Consider the following 24,166-nt stretch of genomic DNA (forward strand, 5'->3'; position numbering starts at 1 on the left):
GTAGAGACACTCCCCCACCGAACCGCGACGCCCCCGCAGACCGGCCTGGCGCCCCATTCCCCGTCAAGGCGCCGGGCCATCCGCGTTCACCCGTACCGCCACCCGCCGCGAACCCCGTACCACACCGTGACCGACCGGCCGGTGAGGCACCAGGAAAGGACCGCGCCCCATGAACCGCCCCCTCGACGACCCCGGCCTCACCCCCATCGCCCACGCCCAGGTCCTGGTCGCGGGGGGCGGGCCCGTCGGGATGCTCGTCGCCGCCGAGCTCGGGCACTACGGCATCACCACCGTCGTGCTCGACCGTCGACCAACCCACGCGTGGGACTGTCGATCGCGAGCGGGCCGTCGAAGACGGCGGGCTCGATCGGCGGGTCCGGGCGCAGCGGGCCGCCGGCGCTGACGGCCACGCCGAGGGGGATGTCCAGCGCGAGCGCGCGTACGGCGTCGACGAGCCCGCGCTCGGTGAGGACGGGCGGGCCGATGCCCCGGATCGGTTCGCGGAGTTCGGTCAGCGAGGCGGCGGCGCCGGCCCGCGCCTCCCGCATCAGCGCCTTGGCCTGCTCGGGATCGCGGTCCATCAGGCGCTCGGCGGTGGCCAGAGAGAGCCCGAGTGCGACGACCGCCCCGGCAGGAGCCGCGCAGCGGACGCGCGCGTCGCGGGGGCGGCCGAGGTTCGAGCAGGGTTCCGGCGGGTCAGTTGGCGAGGCGGCCGCCGTCGACGGCCAGCGTCGTGCCGGTGATGTAGGAGGACCGCTCGGTACACAGCCAGAGCGCCGCCTCCGCGATTTCCTCGGTCTCCGCGAGCCGTTTCAGCATCGCCTTGTCCGCCATCGCCGCCTCACGGGCCGGATCGCCGGCCATCCAGTCGACCAGCATCTCGCTGCGCGTGGCTCCCGTGGCGAGTGCGTTGACCCGGACGCGGTGCGGCGCGTACTCCTTCGCCGCCGCCTTCGTCAGTCCGATCACCGCGTGCTTCGACGCGATGTACGGGGCACCGGCAACCGTCGCGACCAGCCCGGCCGTGCTGCTGTTGTTGACGATGGACCCACCGCCCGACTCCACCATCGCCGCGAGTTCGGCACGCATGCAGTTCCACACCCCGCGCACGTTGACGTCCATCACACGGTCGTAGACCTCGTCGTCCGTGAGGTGCAGGAGGCCCGGCAAGGCGGGGACGCCCGCGTTGTTGAAAGCGGCGTCCAGACCGCCGTACGTCTCGACGGCGGCGGCGACCGCGCGGGCGGCGTCCCCGGAGCGGGAGACATCGGCGACGACGTACTGCGCCTCGTACCCGGCCTGCGTCAACTCGGCCGTCAGAGCGATGAGTTCCGGCTCACGTCGGGCCACCAACGTGACCCGGGCGCCCTCCCGGCAGAAGACACGGGCGGCCGCCGCACCGATCCCCGAACTCGCCCCCGTAATAAGAGCCGACACCCCGACAAGCAGACCTTCACCATTCCCCGTCATGAAGCGTGACGCTAGCACCAGCCCCACACCCCTCAGCGATCAACTACCCCAAGGGGGTTGGCCGTGAGAGTGCTCAGACGGTTGTGAGGTCAGTCCAAGGTCTCCGCGGCTTTGGTCAGCGGGCCTCCCGCGTCACCGGTGTTGAGGACTCCTGCCGGTTCCAACAGCAGGATGGCGGTCTCCTCCTCGGCCACGGGGCAGTGTTCGATGCCCCGTGGCACCACGAACAGCTCGCCCGGTTCGAGGGTGACATCTCCATCTCTGAGCCGGATGGTGAGCCGACCGCTGATGACGAGGAACAGCTCGTCGGTGTCCTGGTGGGTGTGCCAGACGAACTCGCCCTTCAGCTTGGCGAGCTTGACCTCGTAGTTGTTGAGATCGGCGACCTTCTTCTGCGTCCAGAGCTCATTGAACTGCGAGAGCTTGTGGGCAAGGTTCACGACAGCATTGGGTGTGGTCATGTGATGAGCGTGCCGCCGCCGGTCGCCTGCGGTCTTGTACGTTCCTGGCATGACCGGTGACCGGCCCCGGCTGGATGCACGCATATCCACCGGGGCGTTCAGGTGTGACCGGCGTGCAGGATTGCGGCCACCTGGTTCAGGGGTTACGCCGCCTGCGGTAGCGGGCACTGGCACGCCGCGGCCGTAAGCGGCACGGGCAGGTCGTGACAGGCGATGGTGTCGAGATTGTCGGGCATGGTGTCCTTCGCGGAATTGAACGCCCGCCATGCAAGTGTCCCTGCCTCCATTGAGAGGCAGGGACACTTGCACAGCCAATGATTCCGTTTTCACACTGTGCGGTCTGCGCCGTCGCCAGTCGTCGTCAATCGTCGCCGGTCGAGCGGGACCGGTGGCTCCTCAACGCTGTGACACCCACCAGGAAAGCGATGAGGAGCACGAGCAGCACGGGTATCAGCGGGGCCACGCCTATACCTTCGAACACGATGCCTCCTTGTGTGCGGGAAGCCGGCTGGTCGAGTCAGAGCGTCGGCAGCGGAATGACAAGCGGGATTGCTTAACGAATTCTACTCGTCCTTCAGGTAACCGCCCACGAAGCCGCGGTAGTCACCCCAGACCCGCTCCCGCTTGTCCCAAGAGCTGCCCCAGCACGACGCCGTCCAGGTGGTCTCGCTCTGGGCGTTGTCGGCCGGCGGGGAGGAGATCCATTCCTTCACCGGGCTGTGGGAGAAGTCGCAGCCCGGGACGTACAGGTAGTGGTAGGCGCTACCCGGGTACACCTTCGTGGTGTCCTTGCCCTTGACCTGGTAGTTGGTCCTGACCGAGACCCGCGCGACCTTGACGCCGAGGAACGTGTCGGTGACCGCGTACGAGGCCCACATGTCCCGGTAGCCGGACGCCCTCAGAGCGGCGGAGGTGTTGGTGGAGGAGTCGTCGGCGCCGCCGACGGACTCGCGCTCCACCACGACGTCGCCGCCCGCCAGGACCGCCAGCGTCTTGCCCGTGGTCGCGGCGGGCGCCTCGGCCTGCTCGAAGAACTTGTCCATCAGGGAACGGTCTTCGAGCAGGTCGAGGAATCGGGACTTCTGCGCATCGGAAAGGGCCGAGAACCCCTTGGCGGTCTCCTTGGCCTGCTCGTCCCCCTGAGCCGCCTTCATCGCGAGATAGGCCGAGTATTTGGCGGTCCGCGTAGCCTGCGAGACCACGGCATCGTCAGCCTGGGCCGTACCGGACAGCATTCCGACAGCAATTCCCGCAAGAGCGACGCCGGCAGCGGCGGTGAGACCTCTTCTGATAACGGAACGCATGCTGATTTCTTTCCCCTTCACTTACACGCTACTCGAATGAATTCGGACAGGAAGGGAGAGATGCAAATATGCGTCCCCATTGGCCCCGCCCCCCGTGCTATGCGCCGACCTCCCGGTTACCCGCGGGTCGGTGCGTCACAAAGATGCACGAGGAAACCGCAACACGTCAATCGATCTTCAATCATTTGAGGTTCATCTGAGTCAACGAGACGACTGAAGGCTTCCGGCACCGGCCCCGCATTATGCGGAATAAGGGAATCCACAATCCGCACGACCGAGATAATATGTGTAATGAAATCCCCGCACGGCCCCCACACGAACACAGACCGACAACGAACAACACATCCGAAGGCAAACCAGACAGGCCGGCCGGAAGCGATGGTCTAGCCGACCGGGTCCGTCGCCGCGAGGCCGTCGCGCCGGCGTACGGGGACGAAACGTCCGATTGCCCGGCCGGCAACGCCGTCTGTCAGAGTGATCGACATGACAGAGCCGACCCGGCATGTGGTGAGCGTCGGCGGTCGACGTTTGTCCTACGTCGACTACGGCGGTCGCGGTCAGCCGCTACTCGCCCTGCACGGCCACTTCGGAGAGGCACGGACCTTCGCCGGCTTGGCGGCCGAAGTCTCCCCCGGCCGGCGGGTGATCGCCCTCGATCAGCGGGGCCACGGCCGTTCGGAGCGACCGTCAGACTTCTCCCGCGACGGCTACATAGGAGACGCTGCGACCTTCCTCGATCTCCTCGGTATCAGGGACGCCGTGGTGCTGGGACATTCGCTCGGCGGTGTCAACGCCTACCAACTCGCGGCGCGGCACCCGGGCCTCGTGAGAGCTCTCGTCGTCGAGGACATCGGCGCCGAGGTCGATGGGGACCTGTCCTTCTGCCTGTCCTGGCCGGCACGAGCCCCCAGCAGAGCCGCACTGATCGAAGGATTGGCGGGATCGGCCCGCTACCTTGCGGACGCCTTCCGTGAGTACCCCGACGGCTGGGGCCTCGCCTTCGAACCGAGGGACATGGTCGCCTCGCAGCAGCTCAACGGGGATCACTGGGACGACTGGCTGTCCAGCCGCTGCCCCGCGCTGCTGGTCCACGGCACGCGAAGTGGTGTTCTCAGCGCGCAACATGCCAGGGACATGGCAGCCCGGCGTCCTGATACCCGGCTCGTCGAGCTTCCCACCGGCCACACCGTCCACGAGACGGATCCCGTCGGGTTCGGGACCGCCGTCCGGACGTTCCTCGACAGCCTGTGACCCCAGCCGTAGGACGCGGCTGTGGCGTGGGCGGCGGCCTGGGCGGGACCCTCCGCGTACGGCTGTCGGTGGGTCATGGCACTCTCAGTGGTCTATCTCAGTGGTCTATCGGCAGGACACTGCTGATGTGGGGGGAACTCATGACAGTCATGCACAAGCGCACGGTGGTGCGCACCGGCCTCGTCGCGGCCGTACTGGCGGCGGGGGCGCTGGCGGCTCCGGGCGCGGCCCAGGCGGCCACGGTGGCGTTCAAGGCCCCCGTGACCCCCGTCGCCCCGGCGGCTCCGTCCGCTCCGGCAGCCACGGCGGTGACCCCGGCGGCGGCTCAGGGATTGCAGCGCGGCACCTCGCAGGGCGCGGGAGAGATCGCGCGTAGCAAGAACGCCGTACTGACGCTCCAGTCCGACGGCAACCTGGTGCTGGAGCACGTGTCCGGCGGGGTCCTGTGGGCGACCGGCACGTACGGCAACCCGGGCGCGACCGTGGCGTTCCAGCAAGACGGCAACCTGGTGGTGTACTCGGCCGCCGGCAAGGCCCTGTGGGCAGCGGGTTCGTACGGGAACCCGGGCGCGCGGCTGGAGTTGCAGTCGGACGGCAACCTGGTCGTCTACCGGCAGGACGGCTCGGCCGCCTGGAGCACCGCCACGTGGATGGTCGACACGGTGGTGAACCCGACCTGGCAGATCGGCTCCGGAAACTGGACGTGGAGCCCCGACGCGATCCTCGCGATGGAGCAGACCGGCAAGCTCAGCATCCGCGACCGCAACACCCTCCAAGAGCGTTGGTCCACCAACACCTGGGGGCCGGGCGCGTACGCGCGGATGCAGTCGGACGGCAACTTCGTCGTCTACAAGAAGGACGGTGGCGAGGGCAAGGGCGGCGCCCTGTGGTCCACCGGGACCTGGAACCACCCGGGTGCCCACCTGGTGTTCCAGACCGACGGGAACCTCGTTCTTCTCGCGAAGGACTCCGAGGCCGTCCTGTGGCAGAGCGGCACCGCGCGCTGAGCCGAAATCGGCTTGCCTTTCGCGTAGGGCCCGTACAGACTGATCGCCGTTGAATCGAACGCGTTCAACTTCGTGTTCGTCATGGGGGGTAAAACCAATGAATCTCAACCGCAAGCACGCCGCCTGGAGCGGCGCGCTCGTCGCCGCCGCCGTATCGGCCGGTGTGCTCGTCGCCCCGGTGGCCCAGGCCGCCGACGGCACCAAGGCCAACACCACCACCGTGAGCAAGGTCGCGGTCAAGAAGCCCCAGGGCGGTGTCCCGGCCAAGGCCGCCGCCGGCGCGGCTGCCAAGAACCGGCAGCGCGCGACGGCCCTCACCGCGACCAGCGGAACCGTCTCGCTGCGGCCGGGCGACGTCCTCGCCTCGAACGAGTACATCGAGACCGAGAACGGCTACCTGTTCATGCAGCCGGACGGCAACCTCGTCCTGGACCACAAGGCCGGCGCCGAGCTGTGGGCGTCGGGCTCGTACGGCAACACGGGCGCGTACGCGGTCTTCCAGAGCGACGGCAACTTCGTCATCTACAAGAAGGACGGCAGCCCGACCAAGGGCGGCGCCGTGTGGAGCTCCGGCACCTGGGGCAACCCGAACGGCCACCTGGACTTCCAGGACGACGCCAACCTCGTCGTCTACCGCGCGGACAACTCCGCGAGCTGGTCCACCAAGACCTGGAAGGTGGGCAACAACACGCTCACCGGCGGCCAGAACCTGGAGCGCGGCACCTGGATGTCGGCCACCAACTCCATCCTGGCGCAGGACAACCGCGGCTACTTCGCGGTGTTCTACCGCGGCAAGGACTACGGTCGGGGCTTCTGGAACTACAGCCCGGGCGCCTACACCCGGATGCAGAAGGACGGCAACCTCGTCACGTACAAGAAGGACGGCGGCGAGGGCAAGGGCGGCTCGATCTGGGACACCAAGACGTGGGGCCAGAACGGCGCCTACCTCACCTTCGGGGCCACCGACTCCACCCTGGTGCTCCACAAGTCGAACGGCGACGTGCTCATCGACTTCCTGACCGGCGACAGCCAGCAGTAGAGGGAAGGTTGATCGGGCGCACCGCCTGATCGGCTGAATGCTCGACCCCCGGCCCGGGGTGGGTTCCGACCCACCCCGGGCCGGCGGCGTCTGCCTTCGACTCCCGCCCCTGTCGAGGCCGGAGAGGACAGGGGGCCGGTCCAGCCGCCGGCACCTGAGCAGTGCTCGGGGGGCGTCGGGCCGTCCCCCGCTGCGCGGGTGTGGCCGCTCTGCCCGTGTGGTGGTTCGGCCAGGTCGCGGGCGGGTGATCTTGGCCGTCTGTCCAGGTCACCGCGGCGGGCCTCGCGCGTACCGTACGGGCGGTGAGACCGCCGCCTCAACCGGGGAGGCCGGCGGTGGTCCGGGGCGACGACCGCCAGCCGGGTCTGTGGCGGGTCGACTGGACACCGACCGGTAGGCCCGGGCATCGAGACGGGCGGGCGCGGAGAGGCGTCTAGGATGCCGGTATGGGGCGAGGGTGTGGGGCAATCGCCGTTGTGTGCACGGTTGTTGCTGTCGCCTCGGGCTGCGGGCAGGGCAGCGGTGATCAGGGCAGCACGTGGGAGCCCGACGACGGCTTGCAGCGGGCCCAGCGGGCGTTGGACGCCGATGACACGGAGACCGACGTCGTCGAATCGGCATCCGCGTACGTCGGCTCAGGACTCGACCGGACCTTCGACACCCCGGGCGACAAGCCGTACCGTTTCGACATCGTCTGTGACAGTTTCGACGTTTCCCCGCTCACGCTGACCGTGACGAGGGACGGGCCACGCGGCTCCTGGACATCCGCTGCGGGGACCGGCGGCCCGTACGCGTGAACGTCCCGGCGGCCCGCTCCTTCACCGCACGGGTGGCCCCGGCGGTCGGCGACCCCACGCCGACCGGCCTGATCGCCTGGAACCTCCTTACGTTGGAGTCCCGGGACGTCCATGGCTGCTCGGACGACATCCGGGGCTGTACGTCCTCCTGACGGCCGCCCGAGCCGGGGACGGGTATCGGAAGGGTGGGGACACGGTGGTGTGTGCGGATGACGCTCGCCGTGCCGTGGAGGCCGGAGCCGGTTAGACTGGTCGCACCATCTGTTACTCAGGCGCGGAAGGCCCTCCACCCAGTGGAGGGCCTTCCGTCTTGTTCGGGCATCGCCCGAGGTCAGGCGACCTGGAGCTTCGGCCTGCCGGTCGGAGCGGGCGGGGCCTGGTGGTAGGTGGGCAGCTTCAGGTTGGGAAGGTCGCCCGCCTGGATCCGGGCGAGGGACGCCCGGAAGGCCGCTTCCATCGCCTCCGGGCTCTCGTACTTCGCCGCGAGCGGGTGCAGTCGGTACGAGTTGCCGTTGCGCTCCTCGCTGCGCGGCCGCAGGACGATGTTCAGGTCGCACAGCGGCGCCATCAGGCCGCTGATGGCCTGGGGGGTGACCCCGTACTCGGCCGCCATGTCCTTCTGGCGTACCGGCAGGGTCCCCCCGAAATCGCTCCGGGAGACGAGGTACTGCAGGAACTTGACGGCAGACCCCGACAGCGGCAGGGCCCAGATGCGCTCCGCGACGATCGGAGACATGACGTTAGCCATGGGATGGCCTTCCTCGTGAACGGTCGCCCGTGCGCGGGCCTGACAGCACTATCACCCGGTGCGCCTTCTCTTGGGAGCGGGAACCTCGGCACCGAAGTCGAGGTGCAGTTGCTCCTGGTGTGCGCCCTCCGGTCCCACCGCGTAAGGGAAGGAATCGGGGTCGTTGCCGTGCTTCTCGGCGATCTCCGCGAGAACCTCCTGCTGCGCGGTGCTGTTGCCCTGGAACCACAGGCGCACGTTGATCTGGATGCGGCCGTTGCCGGCCTTCTCCACCCAGTTGTAGCCGCAGAGGGCCTGGACGGCACGGTTGACCGTGGAACGCGAGATCATCTTGCCGCCCTTCTGCGCGGCGATCTTGTTCAGCCCGTCCGTGATCTCCTGCTGCGTGTACTGGGTGATGCCGGTGCCCGGCACCTGACCGCCCGCCACGAAGAGGAAGACGCACAGCTGGGACTTGGTGATGCTGTTCGCGACCGCCAGCTGGGCCAGGAGTTGGGTGAACCAGTTGCTGGCGAGGCTGTAACCGGCGCCTCCCGCCATGTCGTGGACGGACTTCGGGTCCGCCGCGTACTCGAGGTGGACCCCCTTGAGACGTCGACGGCCGGTGGGGTCGGCGGCGTTGGCCACCTGCTCGCCGAGCTGCTGGCCGAGGACGGCCAGGATGTCCCCGTACTCGGCGTCGTTTCCGGCGGAGGCGGGGACGGGAACGGGACGGGGCCCGCGCTGTCGACGACGGGCGGGCGGATCAGATGTCACAGGACCTCCTTGTTACTCAGGCGGTCCGAGACTATCCAAAAAATCAACGGGGGCTTGTCTTTTGGTGCGTCGGCGCGCCGAAACTCAAGCTCAGGGCACGGTCGGTGCGCGACAGGCGCCAAAAGTACGCGGTGCGTGTAGTTATTTTGCCTCAGGGCCCCGAAAGTCCACCGCTCCTTGATTTCGGTTGTCGTGATGGCGGCACACTTTGTTCGAGCGGCGGGTGCCGGGTGGGGCGTTGTCGCGCTCGGGCGCGCCGCTCTGACCTGCGGCGATCCGAGGCGGCCCGGCCCGTGGAGAAAGTACACCGCTGCTTGAGTTTTCCGGCGAATGTGCTGGCCAGGTATACATTTCGGAGCGTCAAATGTGTCGCCCACGACACATCCCCTTGCGAGAAGCCGCAGGTCAGAGGCGTGTGAGCGCGCCGCCCTCTTACTACAAGAGCAACCGACCACCGGCGGTTGGTTCTGCTGCCGGGTCGTGATGGGTCGCGTCCTGAGGGTGGGCAGTGGGCATCTCGGGGGCCAGGGCTGGTAGTTGACCTACCGGCACGGACTGAGTGGATGGTTGGTCTGCCGGTGTGCCGGTGCTGGTTAGTCGGTTGGTGAGTGTTGGTTGCCTAGTTGATTGGTGATGGACCGGGCCTCCTCCCCCTGTCGATACATCAGCCGGCGCACCTTGAGTTGCTGATGCCGTCCGTTTGCGTACGGGGTCCGGCCCCCCGCCTCAGCCGGGTCTTGGAGTAGCCATGGGGTTGTGTCGGGCCCCCATGCCCAGTGAGGGCGCCCTGCGCCCGAGGGGTGCACCGCCGACCGTCAGGGAGGCGGGGCAGGGCGTGGGGGGGAGCGGGTCCAGGGCGCCCAAGCGCCTGGCGAGGGGGTCTGGGGGGCGAGTAGCCCCCCATGCCAAGGCCGGTCCAGCGCGGCCAGGCGCTGGCGGGGTCCAGGGGCTGGCCCCTGGGATTCACGGTCCGCGGCCGGTGAGGGACAAGACCCCTCGCCGAGGAGGGGTCATCCCCTCCGCCTGATACCCCGTGCCGGTGCTGATGCCGGCGTCCGTGTCGGCATCAGGCTGACGGCGGCCGTCACTACCGGCTGGTGGTCAGCGCAGACGCGACAGGCGCAGCCGGGCCTCGCTGCGAACGTCGGGGTTTGCGTCGGACGTCAGCGTGTGAAGTTGTGCGATCAGCTCGTCGGCGCCATCTCCGGTCGCCCAGCGTGGCTCGCAGTCGAGTTCCGCCTCCAGCTGGTCGGCTGTTCCGACGTCAGACGCGACCGCACGGGCCGCGAGCAGACCGACGGACCAGAAAATTTGACCACAACGGTCAAAAGCGACCCACAGAACGGGGCCTCTGAGGGCCTTTCGCGGAGGGGGCGGTGTGATGTGACCTTCGGGGTCCCTACGGGCCGCCAGGCGGCACTACAGAGCTTTTCTACCGCTACTGATCGGTTGGGGACCGTCGAGGTATCGCCTCAACGGCTCAATCGGACGCGGCCTTGGGCTGGGGAAGGTTCCGGAGAGAGGGGCGTCGAGTTCTGGTGCTCACCCACTCTGTGTGGATCAGTCGGTGTCGGCGGAGGGATGGAGAACCGCTTCGGCGATCTCGCGGACACGGTCCAAGGTGATTCCGGTTCGCTGCTCGACGGCGAGGGGATGGTCCGTGGGCTCCAGCTCGACGAGGGGGCGTTGGCCGACCGGGCGGGTGTGCAGGTGGGTCTTCAGGTTGATGGTGCCGGGTGAGTAGAGGAAGAGGTCAGTGCTCAGCCAGCCGAAGTAGGGCTGGTCGGCCTCCCGGCCCGGGGTGTCCCACCTGTCGGCGGAGCGGGAGAAGTTGTCGCGGCTCAGGGAGACCCAGACCGCCCAGGAGAACACGTCGTCGCTGCCGATGACCGGTATCTCGATCAGACCCTTGACGAAGTAGTGCTGGGCCTGGATGACGCATTGGTCCGAGGTGAGCAGGCTGTCTTCGCGACCAGCGAGACTCTCGTCCCACACGTAGGGCGCTGCGGTCGAGTAGTTCATGGGGAGCTCCGGGTGCCGTGCCCCGCAGCACGAGCAGGTGAAACCGGGATCGTTGGTCATGGTCGGGAGCCTATGCGGGCCCCGGCCGAGGGCGGGTCCGGGGCCCTGGTGGGGCTGCTTCGATCCGGATGACGGTCCGTCTGGGCGCGGTGGGGACCCGGGCTGCCCGGACTGCACGAGGACGGGACGAGTTGGGCCGGTTTTCGGTGTGCCTCTTCGCCTTCGGGTGGGAAGGTTAGTAAGGTACCCGCATGACCGCTCCATATGATCCGGAAGTCAGGGAAAAGGTAGTCGCCAAGCTGCCTGGGTCCCTGCGGCAGGAACTCAAGGTCCGTGCAGCCCAGTTGGGCGTGGACATCCAGGACGCCGTCACCGAGGGCATCCACGCATGGCGTGCCGACGCCTCCGCGGCGACCACCGTGGACACCTCCGGCGCCTCGTCGTTCTCCACCTACCTCCCCACCGGCCTGTACGGGGAGTTCAAGGAGGACTGTCGGACGCGGGAGATCCCCTACAACCAGGGGGTGGCCCAGTCGATCCGGCTGTGGCTCGACACGCACCCCTCCCCCATGGGCCGGCGCCGTCCCTCCCACGAGGGGGCCCGCCGGATCGTGGTCTGCAACCAGAAGGGCGGGGTCGGCAAGAGCGCCATCAGCAACGGCGTCTCCCAGGCCCTCGCCGAGACCGGCGCGCGAGTCTGCGTCATCGACTTCGACCCGCAGGGCCACCTCACGCGCCATCTCGGGGCCGAGATGCTCTCCATCAAGGAGCCCAGCCTCGCCAAGCACATGCTGGGCGAGATCGAAGGCCGGGTCCGTGATCTGCTCGTCCCCATCGAGCACGGGGTGTTCGCCGGGCGCCTCTTCCTCCTCCCGTCCTGCAAGGACGCCTTCCTCCTCGACGCACGACTGGCCACGACGCGTCATGTGCGGACGAAGGAAACGGCCCTGGAGAAGGCGCTGGAGGAACTGGAGAAGGAGTTCGACTACATCGTCGTCGACTGCCCGCCCAGCCTGGGCTACACCATGGACACGGCGCTCTACTACGCGCGGACGCGCGAGGGAGAGCCCGAGAAGACCTCCGGGATCATCGTCCCGGTACAGGCGGAGGACACCTCCGCCGACGCCTACGACATGCTCAGCGAGCAGCTTGAGGATCTGATCGATGACCTCGGCATCGAGATCGCGCAGCTCGGTTTCGTGGTCAACCTCTACGACAGCCGCAAGGGGTACGTCGTCACGTCGTCCCTCAACAGCTGGAAGGAGTTCGGCGAACCGCCCGTCATCACGGTGATCGCCGACTTGAAGGAGCAGCGCGAGGCCGTGCGCGTGAAGCTCCCGCTCCTGCACTACGCGCCCGAGTGCGAGCAGTCCGAGGCCATGCGTGAGATCGCCCGGGTGATCGCGGCATGAGCAAGAGCGACCTCCTCGGCACCGGCGCCGCCTTCAGCAACGCCCGCCGGAGCAGCGGCCGGAGCGAGCGGGGGCGGGCCAAGGCCATCGCGCAGGGGGATGTGCCGACGTACGAGCTGATCCGCCTCCCCCTCGACCAGGTCTCCCCCACTCCCCTCAACCCGCGGCGCAACTTCGGTACGGACGAGGACAAGGCCCGTTTCGGCGAGGAGCTGCGCCAAGCGCAGTTGTCGGCGTGTGTCGCCGTCAGCCGTGCGGCGTACCTCGGGCTGTGGCCGGACCACGCGTCGCGGGTCGGGGGCGCGACGCACATCCTGATCAACGGGGAGCGCAGGTTCCGTAGCGCCCTCCACGTGGGTCTGGAGGCGCTGGACTTCGTCGTACGCGACGACCTCGCCGTCTCCCGAGCCGACTTCATCGACCACCTGCTCGCCGAGAACCTCGAACGTGAGGACTTCGACGTCATCGAGCGGGCCCGCGGTGTGCGGCAACTGGTCGAGACTTGCGCCGAGGAGGACGGTCGCGAACACGGAGCCAAGTCCCGGGCCGCCGAACGGCTGGGGCGCTCGCCGTCGTGGGTCACGAACCAGCTCGTGCTGCTGGAGCTGCCCGAGGAGATCCAGCTCCTGCTCAGTTCGGGCGAGCTGCCGGAGCGGGACGGTCGGCTGTTGGCCCGTAGGGCGAAGGAGCAGCCGGGTATCAGGGCGGATGAGCTCCTGGGCTTGCTCCAGCAGAACAAGCAGCAGGAGGCGGAGGTGAAGGCAGCGCAGCGGGAGATCCTGCGGAGCGTGTCGCTGGAGCCGGGGACGAGCCTGGGCGGGGGAGCGGCGGCGGGGTCCGTGGCGGACCGCCCCGGCATGGTCGGCCCTGACGAGGTGGGTTCCGGGCCGGTGGGGGAGCCGGCTCGATTTTTGTCCGCGGACAAAAGTCGGCAGGAGGGGGGAACGGAGTCTGCGTCGGACGCACCCCCGGCCCGATCTTTGTCCGCGGACAAAAGTCCGCACGGGGGCCGGGCGGAGGGTTCCGAGCCGCAGCCGTGTGAGGACCGACTTTTGTCCGCGGACAAAAGTCGGCAGGAGGAGGGTGGAGTGGGGTCCGCGTCGGACGCGCACCCCGAGCGACTTTTGTCCGCGGACAAAGGTCGGGGAACGGAGAGCGTGCCGCCGGCGGCGGCTTCGGCGACCGCCCCGGTTGCTGAACCGGTGCGCGCGCCGTCCGCTGCTCTGCCGTCCGGTGGGCGCGAACCGGAGGGCGTGATCCCCTCGCAGACGCGGACGACGGACACGACGCCGGCTCCGTGGCAGGACCCGAAGGCGATGTACGAGGCGATCTGGGCCAACATGTCGGCCAAGCATCGCGCCGAGCTGACGGTGCTGTTGATCGAGAACAACCGGCGAAGCTGACCTTCCGCCGATCGGTTGGGGCCCACCGCGAGACGCGCGGTGGGCCCCGACTTTTGTCCGCGGACAAAGTTCGGTGCCTCAAGGGGGCGGCGCCGCGTCAGACCGGGACCTCCTGGAGCGACTTTTGTCCGTGGACAAAGATCGCTCCAGGAGGGGGGTTCTGCGGCCTGGGGGTCGATGGCCGGGGCCTGACTTTTGTCCGCGGACAAAAGTTGGGGGCTGCGGAGGGGGCGTCCGTGTCGGTCGTCCGAGCTGCCCGATCTTTGTCCGCGGACAAAGATCGGTGCCTGGGTAGGGGAGGCCCTGCGCCGGGCCCGTGAGAGGACGCGACTTTTGTCCGCGGACAAAAGTCGGGCAGCGGGCTGGTCTTCGAGGTGGGTCAGAACGGGGGCATCCGCTCCGAGACCGGCCCGTACGGCTCCTGACTTTTGTCCGCGGACAAAAGTCAGCCCGAGGTGGCGGCGGCGAGGTGCGGGGGCGAGGTGCGGGGGCGAGGCGGTCACGTTCGATGAGCGGGGCCGGTTGATGTGCAGCGGCGCTATGGCCGCTATGGCGACGAGGGAGCGTCTGGCGCGAGTGCCTGAGCTTGGCAGTGCGTGACGCGAGTCCGGGACGGTGTCCTGCGACGGACGATGCGGATGCACTGGACGGGCGCCGGTGTCTACGGCCGGGAGGACGAGCGGCGCTGTGCGGTGCGGGCGAGGCGGCGGATCGCGTGGCGGACGGCGAGGTAGGCCGGCTCTCGTCGAACGCGAGCCCGACGCCTGGGCGCGATGGCAGGTTCCGACTTTTGTCCGCGGACAAAAGTCGGCAGGAGGGATGGAGCGGTTCTGCCTTGGACGCGCACCCGGCCCGATCTTTGTCCGCGGACAAAAGTCCGCACGGAGGTCGGGCGGAGGGCTCCGAGACGGAGCCACGTGGGGAGCGACTTTTGTCCGCGGACAAAAGTCGGGGGGCCGGGGAGTGGCGTGTCGGGTGACCGGGGCACCGAATCTTTGTCCGCGGACAAAGGTCGGGCCGCCGGGTGGGGACGCTGAGCCGGAGGGGCGGAGCGGGGACTTTTGTCCGCGGACAAAAGTCGGAGCGGCACGGGGCGCGCGGGTTCCGGATCTGGTGAGGGGCGTAGGACGTCGTACGGCGCTGCTCGGTACGAGGCATCCCGGAGCACCGCACGTCCGACGATGCGGGCGGCGGTCCACGGCATGGTCATCTGGGACGCCCTTGGCAAGGACCGGTGGAGCTTGCCGGTGGTGGCGGTCGGGGCGGCGGTCCCGCTCCTCGGTCTGTTCCGGGGGCGGCGAACCCCGACAGGTTCGCCGTCTTGAGGGCGCGGGCTTCGGGGGAGGGCCCGGGGTCCCGGTCAAGGGGCGTCCGGCATGCTGGGGGCCGGCCGGCCGGCGCGGGGTTCGGGGAAAGCCTCGGGCGACTCGGTCCGCACCGCCAACAGTTGAGGGATGACTTCGGGGAAGAGGACGAGACGTGGACATCGTGGTGGACGACCTGTCGGGTCCCGAGATCGCCCGGTTCCTTGAGGAACACGTCCGGCAGATGCGGTCCATCACGCCCGAGGGCAGCAAGCACGCCCTCGATCTCGACGGCCTTCGGAACGCGGACACGACGGTCTGGTCGATTACGGACGGGCACACACTGGTCGGCTGCGGCGCGATCAAGCGGTTGGACCCGGCGCACGCGGAGCTGAAGTCGATGCGCACGCGGGCCTCCCGGACCAGGAGCGGGGTCGCGTCGCGGCTGCTGGAGCACATCATCGCGGAGGCCAAAGGAATGGGCTACGCCCGGCTGAGCCTGGAGACGGGCTCCTCCGCGTTCTTCCTGCCCGCGCGCAGGCTGTACGAGAAGTTCGGCTTCCGGGAGTGCGAGCCGTTCGCGGCCTACCGGCCCGACCCGAACAGCACGTTCATGACCAGGGAGCTCTGAAAGGGACTGGAGGGGGGTGGAGGGGGCTGGAAGGCGCTCTTCTGGGCCCCGCACAGCGGCTCGTGGACCGGGAGGTCGGGGCCGGTTGTTCCCGTGCCCTCCTGCTGTGTCTTGCTTCCGTCCCTCCTCCCCAAAGGCGCTGCCGTGCTTCGGGGATCGAGCCCCCCTCCCCCTGTCCCCTGACCCCCGACAGGTACTGAGGGTCCGAAGAACGGCTTCGGTCCCTGGTCCTTCAGTCACTGCATAAACCTGCAGGTCAGGGGCTCAGGCCCGGCTGCACAGGGACCGAAGGGACTCAAATCTCTAGTTATAAGCCAGATATGCATTACCTAGATCCTTTACGCGCCCGCGCATACACACACGCACGTAAAGGCCGGAAGTAGTGACTTTGAGTCCCTTTGGTCCCTGTCAGTCCCTGTGCACCTCTGTGACCTGCGGTTTTCTCAAGGGACTGAAGGGTCAGGGACCGAAGCCGTTCTTCAGACCCTCAGTACCTGTCGGAGGCCACGCCGGGCCGGGGCGAGCCGCAGGTTGTCTTTTTTGCCTGGGGCGGCCGTCGCAGGCGCCTGGAAGCCCGGTGGAGGAGGAGCGAGTTTCTCGGCGGGTGCGGAGGGAGGCGACACGCCCGGGGGACGGGCAGAAAAGCGCCGGGATCCCGACGGGGCGAAGGAGCGTAGGGCCTCAGGGACGGAGGGACTGAAGGGACTCAAATTCGAATAGAGGAGTGATCCACACCGGACGCGACGGTGTGGCTGGGGTAATCTCCGCGATAGTGAATCTTCAGTCCCTCTGGTCCCTCCGTAGCAAGGTCCGAGGACAGAGCAGCCGACCCGACACCGCGTCAAGGAAGAGCCAGTGCTTGTCCATCCCGAGGAGCCGTCACAAGGTGTGCGCGGCGGGGGGCCGGTGGATGTGGCCGTCTGGCTGGCGGGGCGGGGCTATCCCGTCCATCCGCTGGCTCCGGGGGGCAAGACGCCGGCCGCCAACTGCCGTGACTGCCGGGAGAGTGAGCACGCCCCGGAGGCGTGCCCGTGCCGTGCCGAGCGTCGTTGGTGTCATGGGTTCCACGCGGCGACCACCGACCCGCGTACGGTGCGGGAGTGGTGGGCGGCCGAGCCGGGATTCGGGATCGGGGTGTCCTGCGGGGCCGCCGGGCTCGTGGTCATCGACGTGGACGCGCACTCGGCGCCGTTGCCCGACCGGCAGCGGCTGCTTCCCGGCATTCCCATCGACGACCGGGTCGATCTGACCGGTCTGCAGAGCGGATTCGACACCTTGGCGCTTCTGGCCGCATACAGGTCCCGGCCCAACCCCTGCGAGGACACCTCCACCCTGCGCGTACGCACGCCCTCCGGCGGGATGCACATCTGGTACCGGGCGCCCAAGGACGGGCCCCGGTTCCGGTGTTCCAGCGGGTCGAGTTCCCGGGTCGCGCTGGCCTGGCAGGTCGATGTGCGTGCGATCGGCGGCTACATCGTGGCACCCTCCACCCGGACCACCGCGGGGATCTACGAGGCGCTGCCCGGGGCGCGGGTGCCCGCGGCCCTGCCGCTGTGGCTGGCGGCCGAGTTGGTGCGTACGGGGCACGACGGGCAGTCCGTTGCCGCCGGGGCCGCGACGGGCCCCGCGGAGCCGCCTGCGCGGGGCAGGGGGCGGCAGGGGCGCGGTCAGGGTCAGGCGCGGGGGCAGGGGCGGGGTGAGCGGCTCCTGGCGTCGCTGCTGGAGGAAGTGCGCGCCTGTGGACTCAGCCCCTCCGGGACGGCGTTCAGCGAGAAGCTCAACCGGGCCGCCTTCACCGCCGGCGGACTGGCCGCCGCCGGGCACCTCCCGGAGGAGGAGGGCCGCCGGCTGCTCCTGGAGGCGGCGGACCGGGCGCGACCGCACCAGACGCGCCGCAACGTCCTGATCGTCGACGCGGGGCTGCGCGCCGGAAGAGACCGACCGATCCAGCCCAAGGAACGCACATGAGCGCCGGAAGCACGGGGTTCGACGCCCAGGCCGCGGCGGAACAGCTCGCCGCGTTCACCACGGACGCCACGTCGGCGGGCCCTCGGCTGCCCGCCCAGCAAGTAGGGGGGCAGGCCGTCGCGGGCGCCGCGGACTTCGTCCAGGCCGGTCTGTTGAACAACCTGACCGACCGGGGCAACGCGAAGCTGTTCGCGCACCTGCACCACGACCGGTTCCGGCACGTCGAGGGCCTGGGTTGGTACGTGTGGGACGAGTACCGGTGGAAGCGCACCGGTGGCGAGAAGGCCGCGATCTGGGCCGCCGGGGACATGGCCGAGGAACTGCCCGCCCACGACCCGCGCGGGGTGTTCACCGACCGCGAGCTGGCCCAGCACCGCAAGCGGGCCATGTCCACCTCGGGCGTGAAGGCCATGCTCACGCAGGCCAAGGCCTCGCCGGAGCTCGCGCTCGACCCCGACACCCTGGACGGGGACAAGTACGCCCTGTGCACCCCGGCGGGCGTCGTGGACCTGCGTACGGGCGACCTGCACAAGCCCGACCCCAACCGCGACCTGCATTCGCGCGCCACGCACCTGGCGCCCGAGGCCATGCCCACGCCCCGGTTCCACCGGTTCCTCGACGAGACCTTCGGCGAGGACGACAAGGGCAAGGAGATGATCCACTTCCTGCATCTCCTGCTCGGCTACAGCATCACCGGTGATGTGGGCGGGCAGGTGCTGCCGTTCCTGTACGGGGTGGGGGCGAACGGGAAGTCCGCGCTGCTCGACGTGGTGATCAAGATCCTCGGGGACTACGCGGACGTGGCGCCGCCCGGTTTCCTGATGGAGCGCGGCAAGTTCAACGAGCACTCCACCGAGCTGACGGAGCTGCACGGTCGGCGGCTGTTCGTGTGTAGCGAGCTCAAGCCCCACGACAAGTTCGACGAGGCCCGGGTCAAACTGCTGACCGGCGGCGACCGGCTCAAGGCGCGCCGGATGCGGCAGGACTTCTTCAGTTTCGAACCCACCCACAAGCTGTGGCTGCTCGGCAACCACCGGCCGGAGGTGGGGACGGGCGGCCATGCCTTCTGGCGCCGGATCCGGCTCATCCCGTTCGAGAAGGTGGTGCCCGACCACCGCAAGATCGACAACCTGGCCGAGACGCTGGTCCAGGAGGAGGGCGCCGGCATCCTGCACTGGATGATCCAGGGCGCCAAGGCGTACCTCGCCGCCAAACCGGCTCTGGTGGGGCCCAGCGTGGTCCGTACGGCCACGCAGGCGTACGCCACCACCGAGGACCACATCGGGCGGTTCCTGGCGGAGTGCTGCACGACCGGGAGCGACTTCGCCGAGCCCCGTGACCTGAAAGTGGAACAGGGCGCCCTCTACCGGGCCTACAGTGCCTGGTGCAGTGATGGGGAGGGTCTGCGGCCCGCGACCACGCGCGCGTTCGCCACGCGGATCCGGGCCGAGGTCGGTGTCGCGTCGCCCAGTGAGATGTTGCGCTCGAACGGGCAGAAGTTCTATCCCGGGCTGGCGCTTCTCGCGGACGAGGACCAATTACCGCGCGAGGCGAACAGGGCAACCACGACGTGATCGGCCCATGCGTGCCGCCGCCCCGGGACGGGCATGCCTACGATGGACGAGGAAGATGAAGACATCCACCACCCGTTCGCGCCGCCCCGGCGGCGGCTGCATAACGACACCGGCGTCGCTCGCGGCGTGGCGGAACCAGGGGCCCCACGGGGGCGACGCGCACGAGGAGGGACCCACGCCATGAGTTCGCTACTGTCAGCAAGCGATCTCGCCCACGAGGTCAAAGTGGTGTGGCTGGAGAACCCCGAACAGCTCGACTACGTCCGCCAGGCCCTCGACAAGACCCCCCGGCGCCGGGGCAAGCCCCGGTACCACCGCGACGGGCGGATGATCGGCTTCACCGAACTCGGTGAGACGGCGGAGGCCGATCCCGACAGCGGGCTCCAAAAGCGTCGGGTCTTCTACCTGCTGCCGCACGACCGGGACGCCGAGCCCGACGGGCTCTACCGCGAAGGGGCGCCCGGCGAGGCCGTGGATCCCCGTACGATCCAGCCCCGACAGGTGGGCCGGAAGACGGAGCGGTCGCAGCGGGGACTGTCCGCGCCCACGGTCGCCTGACCCGTTTCCGGTAGCGGTCCCTCGGGTCCCTGGGATCTCCCGGCGCGCGGGGAGCGCCGCGGGACTCCAGGGGCCGGATCCCGGCTGTGCCTGGTCGCGCCGCCCACCCGGCGCTAGCGTCGGGTCTCATGATCGTATGGCTCAACGGCGCCCATGGCGCGGGCAAGACGACGACCGCCGCGCTCGTGCGGCAGCTGATCCCCGACTCACGGGTGTTCGACGCCGAGAAGGTCGGCGAGACCCTCATGGACATCACGCCCGGGCTGCCCTGGACGGGCAACTTCCAGCACTGGCCGCCGTGGCGGCCGCTCGTGGTCGAGACCGCCCGGCGCGTACTCGACTACACCGGCGGCACTCTGGTGATGCCCATGACCGTCATGGTCGAGCGGTACTGGCGCGAGATCAGCACGGGTCTCGCCGAACATGCCGTTCCCGTCCGACACTTCGTGCTCCACGCCGACCAGGACACCCTCCGCGGACGCATCGAGGGGGACACCTGTCTCGGTCCCTCCGCGTTCCGTCTCCAACACCTTGAGCCCTACGCCGAGGCGGCACGCACGTGGCTGCACGCCGAGGGCGAGGTCGTCGACACCACGCACCTCACGCCCGCCCAGGCCGCCGCGCGGATCGTGGAGGCCGTCAGGGGCCCGGGGAGGTCAGAAGGCGAAGTCGACGTAGTCGATGTCGGTGAACTCGACCAGGAGGCCGGAGGCCCGGGCGCCGTTGTCCTTGAAGTAGATCTCCTGGAGGCCCTCGGCCGCGATGGAGCGGAGTTCGGCTTCGGTGGCGCCGGCCTCCTGGGCGGTGAAGAGGCGGCTCGCGTACTCCGGCGGCAGGTGCTGGGTGATGCGTCGGATGCGGCCGTCGTCGGTGGTGCCGGGGGCCGCGGTGAAGCCGAAGCGGGCGCGGGTCTCGATGACGAGGCCGGTGGTGCGGGCGGCCCGGTCGCGGGCGCGCCTGCGGACCACGGGCTGCCAGCGGCGGCGTAGCTCGTCGGCCAGCCGGCCGGCCAGGGCCGGTTTGGGGCTCCGGATCTGGTTCTTGACGTAACGCTCGACCGTGCGCTGGGAGATGCCCAGCAGACGGGCGGTTTCCCGGGTGGACTTGAGCTGCTTCACGAGGAAACGCATCTGGGCGCCCGCGGACCTGGGGATCGGGCGGGTGAAGTTCTGCTCGTCGGCGCGGAGCAGGCTGTCGTCGATGTCGGAGGGGGGCATGGGTTCTTACTCTCCGTCGGCCGCTGCGTCGTGGCCCTTGATGTGGCGTGCGGGGTTGAGCTGCGAGTCGAGCATCTCGACCGCCCACAGGAGGGATTGGGTCCCCTCGTGCTTGACCATGCCCGGGCTGACCCCGATCCGGAAGCCGCCGGGGAGGGGCTTGCCCTCGGGGGTGCGGGGCAGGAAGTCGAGCGGGCCCGGGCCGGGGGAGAGGTAGACGGCGCAGTCCGAGAGGACCGCGATGGGGTACTCCCCGGCTGCGGTGGCGAGCTTGCGCATCTTACGGTGCATGTTGACGCGGGCCGTGGAGATGACGGCGGCGCGGATGTCGGGGCGCCAGGTGGGGCGTTCGAGGGCGGCCCACGGTTCGCCGGGGCGGTAGCCGGCGCCCTGGGGGCGTTCGCGGAGTTTGCCGATGCCGCCCTTGACGGTGGATTTGATCGCCGAGAGGACCGAGGCGGCGATCGGATCGCGCTGCTTGTACGCCGTCATGGCCTCCAGGAACTCGGCTTCCGTGAGGGCGGGGGTGATGCCGAGGTCGGCCATGGTGGCCATGTAGGCGTCGCGGAGGCGGGTGTACCAGGCGTCGAGGTAGGCGCCGCTCTCGGGGCGGATCCACGCTTCGGTGGGGTGCACGGCGTGGCCCAGTTCCTCGGCGTAGGCGAGGGTCGGGGTCGCGTACCAGGCCGGGCCGGTGGGGGGCCGGCCGTGGGGGGTGAAGGGGCTGGGGAGCCGGGGGTCGTGGGGGAGGGCGGAGAGGTCCGCCAGCCAGCAGCCGGGGGTCTTGGGGTCGAAGCGGGGCGCGGTGGTGTGCGTCGCGGGACCCAGGCCGACGACGAGCCGGTTGGCGGCCGCGGCGAAGGCCATGTTCACGTCGATGCCGACGGCGTGGGTACGGGCGCACTCGGCGTCGGTGAGGAGTTGCGGGTCGCGGATCCAGTCGTACGCCTCTTCGTCCAGGACCTGGTCCGGGGTGCGCTGGTGGGCGCGGGGGTAGAGGGCGGCGACGACGGGGTGTTCGTCGGGGGCCTCCGGGGGCGCCGGGTCGACCGGGCGGGTGAGGGAGCCGGCCACGGGGGCGGACTCCCAGACGTTCGTGACGGGGTTGCGGGCGGCACGGGTGGGCGGGCGCAGGGCCGTCATGAGTTCGAGGCCGGTGACCGCCGTGGAGCCGCGCGGGGTCAGCACGCGGGTGGCGTACGTGGTGAGCAGTTCGGCGAGCTCGGGCGCGGGGAGGTCGGCGGTGTCCTCGCCCCAGGCGCGGGGGTCGAGGGCGCCCCAGGGCAGGATCGCGAGCTGGACGCACTGGCGGCCGGTGGTGGGGCTCGCGGGGCGGTAGACGCGGGCCCAGGGGCCGAAGCCGCGGCGGGTGAGCTGCCACTTGTGCTGCGCGAGGAGCTTGAGGGCGGGGTGGTTGTCGGGGAGGCGGAGGGCGCGGCGGTCTTCGAGGGTGAGGGGGAGGCCGAGGGCTTCGGTGGCGGCCGCGGTGAGGACGAGGAGGGGGTCGCCGTCCTTGCCGTTGCGGTGGAGGCGGGGGGAGCGGAGGTCGGCTTCGGGGCTGAGGGCCCAGGTGATGAGGGTGGGGAGGTGGGTGGCGGCCTTGGGGGGGAGGTCGAGGAGGAGGCCGCCGGTGGTGTGGGCGTGGGAGGTGCCGGTGAGGACGGCGAGGGGGGTGGTGGGGGAGGTGGCGCGGGAGGTGGCGCGGGGGATGGCGGCGGTGCGTGGGGTGGGGGAGTGACGGGTGGGGGGGATGGGGGTAGTGGGGGCGGCGGGGTGGGGCTGTGTCGGGGGCGCCGGCGCCGGCGTGGGCCGGGGCGTCGGGGTGGAGGCGGGTTCAGGGGCTTCGGCGGCCTCGGTGGGGGAGGGGGGAGCGGGCGGCACGGGTTGGGGGGTGGCCGGGGTGCCGGGGGCCGGGTGGAGGGCCGAGAGCCCTTCGAGGAGACGGGCGTAGGCCGCGCGCTTCGGCGGGCGGGGGGCGGTACGGCCGGTTTCCCAGGAGGTGACCGTTTCGCGGCGTACGGAGAGCGCCTTGGCGATCTGGTCCTGACTCAGGCCGGCGGCTTCGCGCAGGCGCTTGCGCTCGTCGGGGTGGGGCAGGCCGTCCTGTGCGGCTGCCGCTTCCAGCAAGGCGTCGACCGCTGCGAAGAGCGTGGTCTGTTCAGGGTCGTGGCTCATGGGCTCTCGTCGGGTCTCTCGTGTGGCGCGTTCGGGTGGACGTCTCCGCGGTAAGGCTATGCGAAGCGCACGTTTGAACGCACTTGAAACGCACGGAGGTCATGGGCGGTGTCGAAAGGATCGGGGACGGGCGGGCCCTTTCACCGCAGCCGGGGAAAACCGGAGGTGCCCGTCGTCCTCGGCCGCCTACCCTCGGCCCATGTCGAACTCGGAACTCCGGCGGGCCAACTCCTTCATGGCGGCCTTCGCCCGCCGCGCGGCGGCGCGTACCGTCGACGTCCCGGGCGGGTTCGCCGCGTACGACGACGCCTTCGCGCACTCCCGCGCGGACAACCAGGTCGTCATCGACGCGGCCGTCGACGGCGCGGTCCACGCCGAGTCGCTGACCGCCATAGCGGACGAGGCACTGGGGCATCTGCCCCACCGGCTGATCTCCGTCCTCGACGACACGGTCGCGACGGCGTGCGCGGAACCCCTGAGCCGGGCCGGATACACCCACTCCACCTATCTCGTCATGCTGCACACCGGCCCGGTGCCGGCCGCCGGACCCGCGCAGGAGGTGGACCTCGATGCCCTGCGCGTCCCGCTCGCCCGGCGATGGCGGGGTTTCCTTCCGGAGGCCGACGACGAGGTGGTGCGCCAGCTCGTGGAGCGGCGCGAGGCGCGCCGCCGCGGCGCCGAGATCGTTCGCTTCATCGGCGCCCGCACACAGGAGGGCGAGGTCGCCTCGTGGGCCGACCTCTACGCGGACCCGGCGACCGGCACGGCGCAGATCGAGAACCTGATCACCTCGGAAGCCCACCTCCGGCGCGGTTACGCCGATGCCGTCCTCGCCACCGCCCTGCGCCAAGCCGCCGACAGCGCCTGCGGCACCCGGTTCCTGCTCGCGGACGCGGCGGACTGGCCCCATCAGTGGTACGAGCGACGTGGCTTCACCGTCATCGGCCGCTCGCACTGCTTCGAACGCGGCTGATCGCGAGCCGGCCCCGCGCGCCACCTCACCCCCTTGAGCTTCCTCGCCGAAAATCGGGGGGTGCCGGGTTTTGCATGATCATGCGAGGGTGTGCAT

21 protein-coding genes and 2 pseudogenes are annotated in these 24,166 nt (G+C 69.7%); 14 read left to right on the forward strand and 9 right to left on the reverse strand.

Annotated elements, in window-relative coordinates:
• Nucleotides 1–250 precede the first annotated feature (250 nt).
• Complete coding sequence (locus tag ACFVXJ_RS24910) at nt 251–403, forward strand: hypothetical protein (RefSeq protein ID WP_389664994.1); 153 nt, start codon at nt 251–253, stop codon at nt 401–403.
• Here ACFVXJ_RS24910 and ACFVXJ_RS24915 read toward each other — a convergent pair.
• The 4 genes and pseudogenes from ACFVXJ_RS24915 to ACFVXJ_RS24930 all read right to left on the reverse strand — a co-directional run.
• Nucleotides 345–623: pseudogene (locus tag ACFVXJ_RS24915) on the reverse strand (histidine kinase); the annotation flags it as partial. The gene ACFVXJ_RS24910 and the pseudogene ACFVXJ_RS24915 overlap by 59 nt on opposite strands.
• A gap of 73 nt (nt 624–696) precedes the next feature.
• Nucleotides 697–1,470 (reverse strand): SDR family NAD(P)-dependent oxidoreductase, encoded by a 774-nt coding sequence (locus ACFVXJ_RS24920; protein WP_389664847.1) that lies wholly within the window; start codon nt 1,468–1,470, stop codon nt 697–699.
• Between the two features lie 89 nt (nt 1,471–1,559).
• Nucleotides 1,560–1,931, reverse strand: coding sequence for a cupin domain-containing protein (locus tag ACFVXJ_RS24925; RefSeq protein WP_389664849.1), 372 nt, complete (start codon nt 1,929–1,931; stop codon nt 1,560–1,562).
• A gap of 563 nt (nt 1,932–2,494) precedes the next feature.
• On the reverse strand, nt 2,495–3,166 hold the full coding sequence (locus tag ACFVXJ_RS24930) for a hypothetical protein (protein ID WP_389664850.1): 672 nt from the start codon (nt 3,164–3,166) through the stop codon (nt 2,495–2,497).
• 552 nt (nt 3,167–3,718) lie between these two features.
• Between ACFVXJ_RS24930 and ACFVXJ_RS24935 the strand changes: the two genes are divergently transcribed.
• The 5 genes from ACFVXJ_RS24935 (at nt 3,719) to ACFVXJ_RS24955 (ending at nt 7,481) form a co-directional block, all read left to right on the forward strand.
• The gene (locus tag ACFVXJ_RS24935) at nt 3,719–4,486 is read left to right on the forward strand and encodes an alpha/beta fold hydrolase (protein WP_389664852.1); all 768 of its coding nucleotides are present in this window, start codon (nt 3,719–3,721) and stop codon (nt 4,484–4,486) included.
• A 140-nt stretch (nt 4,487–4,626) separates the two neighbouring features.
• Nucleotides 4,627–5,493 (forward strand): hypothetical protein, encoded by an 867-nt coding sequence (locus ACFVXJ_RS24940; protein WP_389664854.1) that lies wholly within the window; start codon nt 4,627–4,629, stop codon nt 5,491–5,493.
• A gap of 97 nt (nt 5,494–5,590) precedes the next feature.
• Nucleotides 5,591–6,532, forward strand: a complete 942-nt coding sequence (locus ACFVXJ_RS24945) for a hypothetical protein (protein WP_389664856.1) — start codon at nt 5,591–5,593, stop codon at nt 6,530–6,532.
• 476 nt (nt 6,533–7,008) lie between these two features.
• Complete coding sequence (locus tag ACFVXJ_RS24950) at nt 7,009–7,329, forward strand: hypothetical protein (protein WP_389664858.1); 321 nt, start codon at nt 7,009–7,011, stop codon at nt 7,327–7,329.
• Nucleotides 7,326–7,481, forward strand: a complete 156-nt coding sequence (locus ACFVXJ_RS24955) for a hypothetical protein (RefSeq protein ID WP_389664859.1) — start codon at nt 7,326–7,328, stop codon at nt 7,479–7,481. Before ACFVXJ_RS24950 ends, ACFVXJ_RS24955 begins: the two co-directional genes overlap by 4 nt.
• A gap of 179 nt (nt 7,482–7,660) precedes the next feature.
• Here ACFVXJ_RS24955 and ACFVXJ_RS24960 read toward each other — a convergent pair whose 3' ends face one another.
• The 3 genes from ACFVXJ_RS24960 to ACFVXJ_RS24970 all read right to left on the reverse strand — a co-directional run bounded on the left by ACFVXJ_RS24960 (nt 7,661) and on the right by ACFVXJ_RS24970 (nt 10,915).
• Nucleotides 7,661–8,077: a hypothetical protein gene (locus tag ACFVXJ_RS24960; protein ID WP_136214044.1), complete on the reverse strand. Its 417-nt coding sequence runs from the start codon at nt 8,075–8,077 to the stop codon at nt 7,661–7,663.
• 51 nt (nt 8,078–8,128) lie between these two features.
• Nucleotides 8,129–8,833 carry a hypothetical protein gene (locus ACFVXJ_RS24965; protein ID WP_361319928.1) on the reverse strand — a complete coding sequence of 235 codons (705 nt, stop codon included), beginning with the start codon at nt 8,831–8,833 and terminating at the stop codon, nt 8,129–8,131.
• A gap of 1,560 nt (nt 8,834–10,393) precedes the next feature.
• Nucleotides 10,394–10,915, reverse strand: coding sequence for a DUF2199 domain-containing protein (locus ACFVXJ_RS24970; RefSeq protein WP_389664862.1), 522 nt, complete (start codon nt 10,913–10,915; stop codon nt 10,394–10,396).
• A gap of 191 nt (nt 10,916–11,106) precedes the next feature.
• On the opposite strand from ACFVXJ_RS24970, the gene ACFVXJ_RS24975 reads away from it, so the two are divergent.
• The 7 genes and pseudogenes from ACFVXJ_RS24975 to ACFVXJ_RS25005 all read left to right on the forward strand — a co-directional run.
• Nucleotides 11,107–12,267, forward strand: a complete 1,161-nt coding sequence (locus ACFVXJ_RS24975) for a ParA family protein (protein WP_361319925.1) — start codon at nt 11,107–11,109, stop codon at nt 12,265–12,267.
• Nucleotides 12,264–13,670 carry a ParB/RepB/Spo0J family partition protein gene (locus ACFVXJ_RS24980; protein WP_389664863.1) on the forward strand — a complete coding sequence of 469 codons (1,407 nt, stop codon included), beginning with the start codon at nt 12,264–12,266 and terminating at the stop codon, nt 13,668–13,670. The genes ACFVXJ_RS24975 and ACFVXJ_RS24980 overlap by 4 nt, the downstream gene beginning before the upstream one ends.
• 1,479 nt (nt 13,671–15,149) lie before the next feature.
• Nucleotides 15,150–15,605, forward strand: coding sequence for a GNAT family N-acetyltransferase (locus ACFVXJ_RS24985; RefSeq protein ID WP_389664865.1), 456 nt, complete (start codon nt 15,150–15,152; stop codon nt 15,603–15,605).
• Nucleotides 15,606–16,460: 855 nt separating this feature from the next.
• Nucleotides 16,461–17,573 carry a bifunctional DNA primase/polymerase gene (locus ACFVXJ_RS24990; RefSeq protein WP_389664867.1) on the forward strand — a complete coding sequence of 371 codons (1,113 nt, stop codon included), beginning with the start codon at nt 16,461–16,463 and terminating at the stop codon, nt 17,571–17,573.
• Entirely contained in the window at nt 17,570–19,147 is a 1,578-nt protein-coding gene (locus tag ACFVXJ_RS24995; RefSeq protein WP_389664869.1) for a phage/plasmid primase, P4 family, read from the forward strand. The genes ACFVXJ_RS24990 and ACFVXJ_RS24995 overlap by 4 nt, the downstream gene beginning before the upstream one ends.
• Before the next feature lie 180 nt (nt 19,148–19,327).
• Nucleotides 19,328–19,705 carry a DUF6009 family protein gene (locus ACFVXJ_RS25000; RefSeq protein WP_136214053.1) on the forward strand — a complete coding sequence of 126 codons (378 nt, stop codon included), beginning with the start codon at nt 19,328–19,330 and terminating at the stop codon, nt 19,703–19,705.
• A gap of 128 nt (nt 19,706–19,833) precedes the next feature.
• Nucleotides 19,834–20,349: pseudogene (locus tag ACFVXJ_RS25005) on the forward strand (ATP-binding protein); the annotation flags it as partial.
• Nucleotides 20,350–20,361: 12 nt separating this feature from the next.
• Here ACFVXJ_RS25005 and tpg read toward each other — a convergent pair.
• Nucleotides 20,362–20,922, reverse strand: a complete 561-nt coding sequence (gene tpg / locus ACFVXJ_RS25010; protein ID WP_389664870.1) for a telomere-protecting terminal protein Tpg — start codon at nt 20,920–20,922, stop codon at nt 20,362–20,364.
• A 6-nt stretch (nt 20,923–20,928) separates the two neighbouring features.
• Nucleotides 20,929–23,097: a telomere-associated protein Tap gene (tap, locus tag ACFVXJ_RS25015; protein ID WP_389664872.1), complete on the reverse strand. Its 2,169-nt coding sequence runs from the start codon at nt 23,095–23,097 to the stop codon at nt 20,929–20,931.
• A gap of 199 nt (nt 23,098–23,296) precedes the next feature.
• Between tap and ACFVXJ_RS25020 the strand changes: the two genes are divergently transcribed.
• Complete coding sequence (locus ACFVXJ_RS25020; RefSeq protein WP_389664874.1) at nt 23,297–24,070, forward strand: GNAT family N-acetyltransferase; 774 nt, start codon at nt 23,297–23,299, stop codon at nt 24,068–24,070.
• The last annotated feature ends 96 nt before the right edge of the window (nt 24,071–24,166 follow it).

It is taken from the genome of Streptomyces sp. NPDC058279 (assembly GCF_042881255.1).
Classification (GTDB): domain Bacteria; phylum Actinomycetota; class Actinomycetes; order Streptomycetales; family Streptomycetaceae; genus Streptomyces.